We start from the raw sequence: 12,714 nt of genomic DNA, 5'->3' as shown, positions 1-12,714 counted from the left end.
TAGAAGGGGTATATTGGCTAAGAGATTAAAAGGGGGTAATAAAATTATGAAGAAACAAATGGGTTTGCTCGTTATGGCATATGGGACACCATACAATGAGGAAGATATAGAAAGATATTATACGCATATCCGGCGAGGGAGAAAACCAACTATTGATATGCTTGATGATCTTAGAGAACGATATCAAGCAATTGGTGGAATTTCTCCACTGGCTAAAATTACCCAAGAACAAGCAGCTAAGCTTGCTTCACATCTAAATGATATTCAGCAGGAGATAGAATTTAAACCTTATCTTGGCTTAAAGCATATTGAGCCATTTGTTGAAGATGCTGTGAAACAGATGAAAGACGACGGAATTGAAGAAGCAGTTAGTATCGTTTTAGCGCCACATTTTTCAACTTTCAGTGTTAAATCCTATAATGGTAGGGCTAAGGAAGCTGCTGATAAACTTGGTGGACCCATCATTCATTCAATTGAAAGTTGGTATGATGAGCCTAAATTTATCAATTATTGGGTGGAAAAGGTGACAGAAACTTATCATAAAATGCCTGATGAGCAACGGAATAACGCTGTACTTATTGTTTCAGCTCATAGTTTACCTGAGAAAATCCTTGCTAATGGTGACCCTTACTTACAGCAATTACAGCACACAGCTGATTTAATTTCAACGAATGCGGAGATTTCTGACTATGTAATAGGTTGGCAGAGTGCTGGTAATACGCCTGAGCCGTGGTTAGGACCAGACGTACAAGATTTAACTAGACAGTTGTATAAAGAACAAGGTTATAAAACATTCGTTTATATACCTGTTGGGTTTGTCTCCGATCACTTAGAAGTATTATATGATAATGACATTGAATGTAAAATGGTTACTGATGAACTGAATGCAACATATTACCGTCCTGAAATGCCAAATACAAACCCGGATTTCATAGATGCAATGGCTTCAGTTGTGTTAAAAGCATTAGATAATAAAAAACTATAATAAAGAAGGCGATGTGCAAGTGAGTAATGTGAAGAGAAGGACTGTCGTAATTGGTGGTGGTATCACTGGAGTAACAACAGCATATTACTTGCAAAAGGAAGCAAGAGAGAGAGGGATTTCTTTAGCATGTACGTTAATAGAATCTTCCAATCATCTCGGAGGAAAGATTCAAACAGCCGAACGAGATGGCTTTGTTATTGAGAAGGGACCAGATTCCTTTTTAGAAAGGAAGAGAAGTGCATCAAGACTAGCTACAGAGGTGGGACTAGGAGATGAACTAGTAAATAATTCTACCGGACAATCTTTTGTACAAGTTAAAGGAAACTTACACCCGATGCCAGGTGGCTCCATTATGGGAATTCCTACACAAATTGCTCCATTTGTTACAACAGGATTGTTTTCGCCATTCGGTAAAATTCGAGCAGCAGCTGATTTTGTATTACCCAAATCAAAAGTAGTTGGTGATCAATCATTAGGACAATTTTTCCGCAGACGATTAGGTGATGAAGTTGTAGAGAATTTAATAGAGCCATTACTATCAGGTATATATGCAGGTGATATTGACAAACTGAGCTTATTATCAACTTTTCCGCAATTTCATCAAGTTGAACAAAAGCATGGTAGTTTAATAGTCGGAATGAAGAGTATGACACCACGAAAAGCGAAAAATGCTGAGAAAGGTAAAGCAAAAGGGATGTTCTTAACTGTTTCAACTGGTTTACAATCGTTAGTTGAAGCAGTTGAGGAGAAGTTAGATGCTGGTTCAGTATTAAAGAACACAAGTGTGATCAAGTTAGAAAAGGTAAATGATGAATATATTGTTCATTTAAGTAATGGTGAGCAAATAATAGCTGATACGGTTGTTATTACAACACCACATGAAATTACCCAAAACATTCTTGCTGATTATTCGTTTTTTGATGGATTTAAAAATATGCCATCAACTTCAGTTGCTACAGTTGCACTTGCATTTCCGCAGTCTGCAATCAACAAAGACATAGATGGTACAGGGTTTGTTGTCTCAAGAAATAGTGATTATACCATCACTGCATGTACTTGGACACATAAGAAATGGCCACATACAACACCAAAAGGAAAAATACTGTTACGGTGCTATGTCGGTAGAGCTGGAGATGAAGCAATTGTTGATCAAACTGATGATGAGATCATAAAAGTTGTTTTAGAAGATTTAAATAAAACAATGAATATTACTAGCGATCCAGAGTTTTCTATTATAACTCGATGGAAAAAATCAATGCCTCAATACACTGTTGGACACAAAGAACGAGTAGAGAATGTGAAAGAAATAATGGAGAAGGATTTGCCCGGCGTATTTTTAGCAGGAAGCTCGTTCGAAGGCTTAGGCATCCCAGATTGTATAGATCAAGGTGAAGAGGCAGTTAAGAAAGTTTTAGAATATATCCAAACGCATTCAAAAGAACTAGTAGAGGTTAACTAATTATAGTTAGCCTCTTTTTTATATCACCCCCTCATTTCTATAGGTGTTAAACAAAGGCTGTTTTCGCATTGATTGTTGCTTTTCGTTCTAAGGTTAAGCACGTATATATCTAGCGTTCGTGGCATCTTTTCTACTTTTAAAATTATTGAATTCTCTTAAAACTCATCAAACTGTCCATTTTAGAAATAATAGCAACAAAGTTTACGAAAAGAGCCTAAACAGACGAAGTTGCTACATACTCGATTCATCGATGTTCAAGTTGCTTACCGATATTAGGTATTGAGCTTGTTACTAATCTTTTGTCTTAAATGGAACTGTGTATAGGTGATGTCGTAGTAAGATTCTCAAGTCTTGTTCTTTTTCACCTGTGAGGGAGTGTACTCCTATTCTTTGTAAATAGTGATTCATGTCCATCTGTATTCCTCCTTTATTTACATTAGGCTGTTTCTCGTAAGAATCATTCTACATGTAGTTAACAATCTTTTGTTACATCTCGCCTTTTTAAAACCGAATAAGAACTGGATATAATAAACAACTTGTCTAATGCATTAAATTGTAACGAAAAGATCCTTGCCTTAAGCGTAACTTATAAATAATTGGAATAAATTGGTATTTGTATTGAATGATTGCTACGAATTTAAACCGATACGAAAAGGAACTTTCATACATCTACAGACTGAAGGTATGAATACGTTTGCATTTTTTAGAAAAAACTGTTTTTATAAAATTAATACCAAAAGTGTTGCTCAAGGTTTTGGTCTTGTGTTATAGTATCTTCATACTAAATGACTAAATTGTTCATCTGGTCAGTTGTGGAATGAGGTGTAGCAGTGGTTAAAGATCGAAAACAACTAATAATAGACGCAGCGACAAAATCTTTTTCTTTGTTTGGGTATAAAGCAACAACGATGGACCAAGTCGCAAAACTCGCTAATGTTGGGAAAGGTACGATATATACATTCTTTAAAAATAAGGAAGAGTTATTTGACGAAATAACATCTTCATTAATTGCTGAAATGAAAGAGGCTGCCGAAGAAGCTATTGATCCAACATTACGTTTCCACGAAAATGCGCATAGAGCTTTATACAAAATTTTAGAATTTAGAAAGAGACACCAACTGATGATTAAGTTAATTGAAGAGGAAAATCAGATTGGTACACCTGCTGTCCAAGAAGCTATGGTTAAACTCGAAGATGCTATTATTGGATTTATTAAACAGAAAATTATCGTTGCAATAGATAAAAAAGAAATGAGAAATTGTGATCCAGAAATGACCGCATTTATCTTTTTAAAATTGTATATTGCATTAATTTTTGATTGGGAAAAAAATCGCGAACCGTTAGATAAGGAACAAATATTACACTTATTCGAGCTCTATTTCTTAGAGGGATTATCAATTAGATGATCCTTAAATTTTTCAGCATTATTGACCAAATGAACAAAACAGTCAAATGTTACTAGGGGGATACTATGAGAGGAATATCACTGTTAATACAAGAACTAAAAGCGATGGTAACGAACAAGAAACTCATTGTTCCAATCATTGTGTTAATGTTTATTCCGCTGTTATATAGTGGAATGTTTTTATGGGCTTTCTGGGATCCATACGATCAGATGGATCGTTTACCTGTAGCAGTCGTAAATCAAGATATTGGTACAGTGTATAATGATGAAGAACTGCACATAGGAGATGATTTAGTAGATCAATTAAAAGATAATGAAGGTTTTGGATGGGATTTTGTAGATGAAAATGTAGCTCAAGAAGGGTTGGATAATCTAGATTATTATATGATGGTTGAAATTCCAGTAGATTTTTCTGAGCGTGCTACAACATTGTTAGAAGATAACCCTACCAAGCTAGAGCTTAAATATATACCTAATGAAAGTTATAACTTTCTTGCTGGACAAATTGGAGAATCTGCAATTGAAAAAATTAAAGGCGAGCTAGCGAATGAAATTAGTGCAACATTCGCAGAAAGCCTATTTGACAATGTTGATGAATTAGCAGATGGTTTAACAGAGGCTAGTGATGGTGCAAGTAAGATTGATGATGGAGTTACCGAACTAAACGATGGTGCAATTACGTTGCAAGAAAATTTAGCAAAGCTAGCAAGCAATACAATTACATTTAAGGAAGGGTTACAAGCATCAAATAATGGTTCAAAAGAATTAGTTGATGGCGTAACAGCTTTAAAAGATGGATTTGGGGAAATGAAGACAGGCCAGGAAGAATTGTTAGCTGGAGCTCTTGAAGCTCAAAATGGTACAGAACAATTGTCAAATGGTTTGCAACAATCACTTCAGGGAGTGGAAACAGCTCAGTCTTCTATACCTCAATTAACAGATGGATCCTTACAGTTAAATGATGGGACACAACAGTTAATTGGATCCATAGAACAATGGAAACAAGCAGCAGAACAAACTGCAGCTGGATCTGCCCAGTTATCAACTGGTATTGAACAATTAAATGAAGTGATTCAACCGATGTTTGATTCGTTACCTGAGGAACAAAAGGAACAACTTAAAGTAACCATGGCGAGCTTAATAGATGGAAGTAAAGAAGTAAATGGTGGATTAGAACAGTTAACGGTTGCTGCTGACGAAATTAATGGTGGTGCAACAGTACTTTCAACAGAAATGAATAAGCTTCATCAAGGACAACTTGCGTTACAAACTGGAATAATCGAGTTGGCTGAAGGGCAACAGGTGCTAGTTGATGGTGCTACTAAACTGTTAGATGGTCAAGATCAACTTGTAGGTGGGCTTCAATTATTCGGAGAAAAGATTACAGAGGCACAAGTAGGTACTGGCAATTTACTAGACGGTAGTAATAAATTATCAGCTGGTATAGATGAATTAGCAACTGGCTCTTTGGCGCTAGAAGATGGAGCTAGTCAATTAGCAGATGGATCTATAGACTTAATTGATGGGTTTGGAGAGCTTTCTGAAGGAGCGAATGAACTTTCTACGAAATTAACTGATGCCTCCACAGAGACATCGGAAATATCAGGTAACGATGATATGTATAATATGTTCGCAGACCCAGTAACAGTCGAAGAAAAGAAAATGAATGAAGTACCAAACTATGGAACAGGGTTTGCGCCATACTTCTTAAGTTTAGGGTTGTTTGTGGGGGCATTGCTCTTGTCGATTGTATTTCCTTTACGTGAAACGATCGCAGCGCCAAAAAATCCGTTTAGTTGGTTTATTAGTAAATTTGGAGTACTGGTTATAGTTGGTATAATTCAAGCGCTAATAGCCGATGCAGTGCTATTATATGGCTTAGGTCTTGAAGTGAAAAGTGTCCCATTATTTATCTTGTTTAGCATTCTAACTAGTGTAACCTTTATCACATTGATTCAGTTTTTAGTGACTTGCTTTAATGATCCAGGACGCTTCTTAGCAATAGTTATTTTAATTTTGCAATTAACAACTAGTGCCGGAACGTTCCCGTTAGAAGTAATTCCAGATGTATTACAACCGTTTAATACATTATTACCAATGACCTATACAGTTTCAGGGTTGAAGGCAGTTATATCAAGCGGTGATTATGGATTTATGTGGCAAAATGCAACAATCCTTTTAATGTTCATTGTATTGATGTCATTAGGAACGCTATTATATTTTGTAATGCAGTTTAAGCGTAAATATGGAGCAAATGCTGCACAATCATAATGAACAAATCTTGGAATTTCAAGTGGAGAGTCTATTCAACTGATTCTTGAAATAAAGATAAAAATATTAGAGCATAGAACAAAGCCTGCTGATTCGTTATCAGCAGGCTATTATTTATAAATTTATTATTTAACATGAAGACAATCGTTACAGATGTTACCATAGCATTCATGCTGTTCATCTATTTCTTTATTACAATCAGTACATTTTTTTGGTGGTAAGTTTTTGAAGAAGTCACTACTTTTCTCGATCATTTCGTATCCCCTCCGAATTATGTTATGTATATATTGTATTATAACAGATTCATCCAGTCAATAACTGTTTTGTAACAAAGCTTGTAAATAGGCAAAATTGATAGCATACATCCATCATAAATGGTTTTTAAGTGTTACCAGCGATATTTAACGAAGATCGGTTAGGTTCTGGCAGGTTTATGTAGAGTGTAATATTTAAGTGTAAAAGGGTACAATGAAATGAAATAGGAGTATTTTGAAAGGAAGAATGAAGATGAAGATGACTGTAATTGGATATTGGGGTGGGTATCCTGCCGCAGGGGAAGCAACGTCAGGTTATTTAATTGAGCATGAAGGTTTTTCATTATTGGTTGATTGCGGTAGCGCGGTTCTATCGCAACTGCAAAAATTTATTCAAATTGACCAACTTGATGCTGTTTTACTTTCTCACTATCATCATGATCATATTGCAGACATTGGTCCTCTACAATATGCTTTGTTAATTCACAGATTTATGGGGAAAGAACTGAAGGAACTACCGATTTATGGACATTCACATGATCAAATAGAGTTTGATAGGCTATCGTATAAAAATATTTCAAGAGGAATTGCATATAACCCTGAAAAAAAATTACACATTGGACCTTTTTCCGTTACCTTTATGCAAACAGTTCACCCAGTAATGTGCTATGCTATGGAAATACAAGCAGGTGATCAATCAATTGTTTATACAGCTGACTCCAGTTTTGATAATAAATTTATTTCATTTGCTCAACAAGCCGATTTATTTATTTGTGAAAGCAATTTATATGCAAATCAAAATGGAACGAACGCTGGACACATGACTAGTGAAGAAGCTGGTTTTATCGCAAATAAAGGTAATGTCAAGGAACTTTTACTTACGCATCTTCCACATTTTGGTGATCATGAACAATTAATTAGGGAAGCTGAAAAACTATATCAAGGTAATGTAACTCTTGCAAAAACTGGCTATGTTTGGGGTTGAAATAGTTAAAAATAATGAAATGAAATAAATTTCAGAAATTTTTTATTTCGTTCCTTGAGTAAACTAGATTATTTCAATATAATAGAAGTGTATATTAATATGCCGAAAAAATGAATGGTTACTCATTCATTATAATAGGGAGGGAGTATTTTGAATTTAACTTCGCGCTTGTCAGAATCTGCACAGAAATACCCAGCAAAACCAGCTTATATTTTTCAAGATAAAGCTAGCACATATGCTGAGCTAGATAGTGCTGTGAATGCGTTTGCTAGTGGGTTAGACAAACTAGGTATTGGCAAAGGGGATCACATTGCACTCTTATTAGGTAATTCACCTTACTTTGTAATTTCGCTTTACGGTGCATTGAAGGTAGGAGCAACTATTATACCTATTAATCCTATTTATACTGCCGATGAAATTAGTTATATCGTTAATAATGGGGATGTTAAAGCGATTATTACCTTTGATGTTTTACTTCCACAAGTAGAACCTATGCTTCCTATCATGAAAGGTGTCGAACATATCATTTATTGTGAAACACCACAAGGAAAAGACGCCGGTATTGATTCATCAGCAATTGTTACATTAGAAAAAATGAAATCGTTTTCAAAGATAATCTCATTAGGAAGTTTTAATTATGAAGGTCCAACATTAGCTGAAGATGATGTAGCAGTTATCCTTTATACATCAGGAACAACAGGTAAACCAAAAGGGGCAATGCTGACTCATAAAAATTTGTATAGTAATGCGATAGATGTTGCACAATATTTAAAATTAAGTGATACTGACCGAGTAATTACTACATTACCGATGTTTCATGTGTTTTGCCTAACCGTTGCACTGAATGCTCCACTTATGAATGGCGGAACGTTGATAATATTACCAAAGTTTAGTCCCGAAGAAGTATTTCGTGTTGCAAAGACATATGAAGCGACAGTTTTTGCAGGTGTCCCAACGATGTATAACTTTTTATTACAACATCCAGACGGAAATAAAGAAGATTTAGCATCTTTACGTCTTTGTATTTCTGGTGGTGCATCAATGCCAGTAGCACTGTTAAAAGGTTTTGAACAAAAGTTTAATGTTATCGTATCAGAGGGTTACGGATTGTCTGAAGCATCTCCAGTAACAGCCTTTAATCCGCTAGATCGTCCAAGAAAACCAGGCTCTATTGGTACAAGTATTTTTAATATAGAAAATAAGGTAGTTGACGAAATGGGTGAGGAGGTACCACCGGGACAAGTAGGTGAGCTTATTGTTCGTGGGCCAAATGTGATGAAAGGTTATTATAAAATGCCTGAAGAAACTGCTCATACAATTATGGATGGGTGGTTATACACTGGTGATTTGGCACGTATGGATGAAGAGGGGTATTTTTATATTGTAGATAGAAAAAAAGACATGGTACTAGTAGGTGGATATAATGTATATCCACGAGAAGTAGAGGAGGTTCTATATAATCATCCAGATATTATCGAGGCTGCAGTCATTGGTGTTCCAGATCCGAACTTTGGTGAGGCAGTAAAAAGCTTTGTAGTAACAACAAACAATCAACTTACTGAGAAAGAAGTCCTTGATTATTGTATAGAGCATCTAGCAAAATATAAAACCCCTACCTCAATAGAGTTTATAGAAGAGTTACCAAAAAACACAACAGGAAAAATATTAAGACGTGCTTTAAAACAGCAAGCAACAACAAGCTTATAATTGAAGCATCATAAGATATAGGCTAATTGTAACATATACAAATAGATGAACAGCATGAAGGTCAGATCCCCAGTTTAGCTAGGGTCTGACCTTTAATTTGTAAAGCGCTTTCAAAAAATCAAATAGTGATGGAAATTATGCCGCGCGCTGACGTCTAAAGCTTTTTTCGGCTTTTCCAGTTTGTAATTGCCACATATGCCAAAAGACATATGGAACGATTAAGATGAAGTTAATCATACCCCATGTTTTTAATACTTCTGGATTATACCAAGAAGAGGAATCCATCGTCATAGGGAATATATCAAAACTTGCTCTTAAGAGCAGGTGTGCAGCTAGTGTATATACTCGAGCAATAATATATAATTCTGGACGTCCTTTCATCAATGGGTATAGCTCTGCTGCAAGTAAAATAGTTAATGAACTCGCAAAATAGACAGGACTCTCAGCATAGACGAAGCAAGCGTTCCATGTTGTATAGAGAAAGTTCCAAGAAGCAGTCGTATAAGCTATAAGATCTCCATGTTTTTCAGTAGTAATCTTCCAAAACTTTGGAGCGAATGGTATGGTGACACATAAGAGAAACCCGGTTGCTGCATTAAAATAATTACCCATAGTAGCATCTTTTATCGTTGCTTCCATAATATTTAAAAACAAGATGGCGTAGAAAAACCATAGAAATTGCTCTGATTTTAAAACATCCCATATTTTACCTTTTTTATTTTCGTAAACGGCTATACGCGAAAAGCCAACGATGATGGTTGGTATGATGACACTTAATATTTTCGCCCAGCGAAACCATCCTTCAACTCCACCTAGAATCCATAATGGGAATGTAAATAGAGATGCAATCCAAAAATAAGCTGCTAGTTTATAGTGTTTTCTGAAAAAAGCGACGATGAATATTAAAACTGTAAAGTAAATAGGCATAGTAATTACGTGTGGCCAAATGGTAATATTCATAATCATCTCATCCTCTACGTTATTTAATTTTTAATATAAAATAATGTCATGAAAAAATTTGAATGATAACGTATCGAACGTTCGGTATACCATAATTATACTGCTAAAATTCTTTACTATCAATGTGAAAAGTATCACAATTTCATGACATTTATACATGTAAATAGTTTGTCAAAGCTCTTTTCTTAAACTCTGTTGCTATTGTTATCAAATTAGTACGATAACAAGTGGTTTGATATGTTGGGCATCGTCGTATGGAGAAAAGGTACCACGAATGTTAGTTGACTACTTGTTTATTTCTTAATACGAAAAACAACAATCAATTTGAAAACAGCATTACTAATAATGGACACTACGATGAGTTTTATAAGAACTTAATCATTTTAAATGTAAAAAAGATGCCAAGAACGCTAAATGTATACATGTTTATATTTTGTCAAACAACGCATACTTCTATAAAAAACAAAATTTTCTGAATGATTTTCCTTTAAAAAAAGGAATTTATCCATTTAACTTAGAATTAGAACAATAACTATGAATAAATGAAGTAGGTGATCTTATTAGTGTCGTAAAATTTCATGTCGAAAATCATATTGCAACTGTTACATTAAATCGTCCTGATGCTCTTAATTGTTTTAATTACGATTTGCTATGTAGTTTAGAGAAAACGATTGAAGAAATACATGCTAGTAATGACATTAGAGTTGTTATTTTTACAGGGACAGGTGATAAGGCATTTTCAGTAGGCGCAGACTTAAAAGAGAGAAGAACATTATCTGACACAGAGGTAAAAAGAAATTTGACTAAAATTGGTCAATTATTCACAAACATTGATAAACTACCTCAACCGACTATTGCTGCAATAAATGGTTATGCATTTGGTGGTGGACTCGAGTTAGCTCTATCTTGTGATTTCCGTTTCGTTGTTGAAGGTACACAATTAGGCTTAACTGAAACGAGTTTAGCTATTATTCCAGGTGCTGGCGGTACACAACGTCTACCTCGAATAATAGGAACAGAAAAAGCTCTAGAATTAATTTTGACAGCTAAAAGGTTAAATTCTGCACAGGCTTTAACGTATGGTTTAGTTACTAAAGTTGTACCTAAAGATCATTTAATAGACGAAAGTATACAATTTGCTAATGAAATGCTGAAAAATGGCCCTATTGCTTTACAACAAGCAAAGTTTGCTATAAAGCAGGGGATGAATACTGATTTACAAACAGGTCTGGAAATTGAAAGAAAGGCATATGAAGTAACAATTCCGACCGAAGATCGATTGGAAGCTCTACATGCATTTTCTGAGAAGCGACCTCCTAAATTTAATGGAAAATAACGAGGAATATTTTTGGATAATTAATAATATTCATATATTATTTAGTGTACCTTAAATAAGAGTCTTATAGGCTATGTTCTTTGTTCAAATGGAACAGTTATTGCTTATTTTAGAAAAAAATCTTGATGTTTTATATTATTCATGTATAATTTAATGCATAAAAGCACCGAAGCATAAAAGCGTAAAAGCATAAAAGTAACAAAGGAAATATAGAATAATAGTTTACGAGGGGGTTTTAAAAGATGAAAAAAAGTTTGAAAGGTATACTCGGCAGTACACTTGCATCAGTATTAATTTTGAGTGGCTGTGGCTCTAGCGAGAGCAATGGATCCAATACGGGGAATGCTGGAGAAACATATAAAATAGGTGTGACACAGATTGTAGAGCATGACTCATTAGATGCTGCGTTTAATGGATTTAAGCAAGCATTAGCAGATAAAGGATTAGAGGTTGAATATGACGTTCAAATTGCTCAAGGTGATCCTAATACGAGTAACTTAATAGCCGAGAAGTTAGTGGGAGATAATGTAGACTTAATTTTTGCTAATTCAACTCCAAGTGCTCAAGGTGTGTTAAATGAAACGAGTGAAATTCCAATCGTGTTTACGTCTGTAACTGATCCGGTTGGTGCTGAGTTAGTAGAAGCAATGGATAAGCCTGGATCGAATATAACGGGTACAACAGATACACATCCAGATGCAGTACCAAATACAGTTGAATTTATCGACCAATATTTTGAAGGGAAACGTGTTGGGATGGTATACAACTCTGGAGAACAAAATTCCAATGCACAAGTCGAGCTAGTGGAAGAAGCAATGGAAGGAACAGATCTTGAAATTGTCTCAGCATCTGTGTCAACATCTGCTGAGGTAAAGCAAGCGACTGAATCTCTCATTGGAAATGTTGATGTGATATACATTATTACAGATAATACTGTTGTTAGTGCGTTAGAATCAGTCATCATGGTAGCAGAAGAAAATGATATTCCATTGTTTGTTGGTGAACTTGATTCAGTTGAAAATGGTGGATTTGCTGCTTACGGTTTTGACTACTTTGATATTGGCTATGAAGCTGGTGAGATGGCAGCACAAATATTAACAGGAGAAAAAACAACTTCAGAACTACCAGTACAGTACCCTCAAAACTTAAAATTACAGATTAACAAAAAAGCAGCTGAAAATATGGGTATCGATATAAATAGCAAGTGGGATGATATAGCTGAATATTTAAATGAAGAGTAATGAATAGATTACTATTGTGTTCCTTTCTTATATATAGAAGAAAGGAACATATTTTTCTGTTTGAAAGATAAGAAAGTATAACATTTTGAGAGAGCTCATTCTTTGTATGAG

Annotated in this window: 11 protein-coding genes; 8 read left to right on the top strand and 3 right to left on the bottom strand. The window is 35.0% G+C overall.

The genetic code is table 11. The features are described 5' to 3' along the window. Nucleotides 1–43: 43 nt before the first annotated feature. Both hemH and hemY read left to right on the top strand, forming a co-directional pair. Complete coding sequence (hemH, locus tag SLH52_RS05440; RefSeq protein ID WP_320208416.1) at nucleotides 44–985, top strand: ferrochelatase; 942 nt, start codon at nucleotides 44–46, stop codon at nucleotides 983–985. Nucleotides 986–1,013: 28 nt separating this feature from the next. Then, on the top strand, nucleotides 1,014–2,444 hold the full coding sequence (gene hemY / locus SLH52_RS05435) for a protoporphyrinogen oxidase (protein WP_320208415.1): 1,431 nt from the start codon (nucleotides 1,014–1,016) through the stop codon (nucleotides 2,442–2,444). Nucleotides 2,445–2,735: 291 nt separating this feature from the next. Here hemY and SLH52_RS05430 read toward each other — a convergent pair whose 3' ends face one another. Further along, nucleotides 2,736–2,858, bottom strand: coding sequence for a hypothetical protein (locus SLH52_RS05430; protein ID WP_320208267.1), 123 nt, complete (start codon nucleotides 2,856–2,858; stop codon nucleotides 2,736–2,738). A gap of 416 nt (nucleotides 2,859–3,274) precedes the next feature. On the opposite strand from SLH52_RS05430, the gene SLH52_RS05425 reads away from it, so the two are divergent. Continuing rightward, nucleotides 3,275–3,850, top strand: a complete 576-nt coding sequence (locus SLH52_RS05425; protein WP_320208266.1) for a helix-turn-helix domain-containing protein — start codon at nucleotides 3,275–3,277, stop codon at nucleotides 3,848–3,850. Nucleotides 3,851–3,915: 65 nt separating this feature from the next. Continuing rightward, a complete protein-coding gene (locus tag SLH52_RS05420; RefSeq protein WP_320208265.1) occupies nucleotides 3,916–6,120 on the top strand; it encodes a YhgE/Pip domain-containing protein in 2,205 nt (734 codons plus the stop codon). Nucleotides 6,121–6,245: 125 nt separating this feature from the next. Here SLH52_RS05420 and yhfH read toward each other — a convergent pair whose 3' ends face one another. Continuing rightward, nucleotides 6,246–6,374 carry a protein YhfH gene (yhfH, locus tag SLH52_RS05415; RefSeq protein ID WP_214482421.1) on the bottom strand — a complete coding sequence of 43 codons (129 nt, stop codon included), beginning with the start codon at nucleotides 6,372–6,374 and terminating at the stop codon, nucleotides 6,246–6,248. Between the two features lie 253 nt (nucleotides 6,375–6,627). Here yhfH and SLH52_RS05410 point away from each other — a divergent pair, with 253 nt between their 5' ends. Continuing rightward, nucleotides 6,628–7,359: an MBL fold metallo-hydrolase gene (locus SLH52_RS05410; protein WP_320208264.1), complete on the top strand. Its 732-nt coding sequence runs from the start codon at nucleotides 6,628–6,630 to the stop codon at nucleotides 7,357–7,359. Between the two features lie 150 nt (nucleotides 7,360–7,509). After that, nucleotides 7,510–9,066 (top strand): fatty acid--CoA ligase family protein, encoded by a 1,557-nt coding sequence (locus SLH52_RS05405; protein ID WP_320208263.1) that lies wholly within the window; start codon nucleotides 7,510–7,512, stop codon nucleotides 9,064–9,066. A gap of 135 nt (nucleotides 9,067–9,201) precedes the next feature. Here SLH52_RS05405 and SLH52_RS05400 read toward each other — a convergent pair whose 3' ends face one another. Beyond that, entirely contained in the window at nucleotides 9,202–10,026 is an 825-nt protein-coding gene (locus tag SLH52_RS05400) for a hypothetical protein (RefSeq protein ID WP_320208262.1), read from the bottom strand. 559 nt (nucleotides 10,027–10,585) lie between these two features. Here SLH52_RS05400 and SLH52_RS05395 point away from each other — a divergent pair. Further along, nucleotides 10,586–11,362: an enoyl-CoA hydratase-related protein gene (locus SLH52_RS05395; protein ID WP_320208414.1), complete on the top strand. Its 777-nt coding sequence runs from the start codon at nucleotides 10,586–10,588 to the stop codon at nucleotides 11,360–11,362. Between the two features lie 242 nt (nucleotides 11,363–11,604). Beyond that, nucleotides 11,605–12,603, top strand: a complete 999-nt coding sequence (locus SLH52_RS05390) for an ABC transporter substrate-binding protein (protein ID WP_320208261.1) — start codon at nucleotides 11,605–11,607, stop codon at nucleotides 12,601–12,603. The last annotated feature ends 111 nt before the right edge of the window (nucleotides 12,604–12,714 follow it).

It is taken from the genome of Cytobacillus sp. IB215665 (assembly GCF_033963835.1).
Classification (GTDB): Bacteria; Bacillota; Bacilli; order Bacillales; family SM2101; genus Nanhaiella.
Note: the sequence above shows the minus strand (reverse complement) of the source record. Positions and strands in the feature narration are given on the sequence as shown.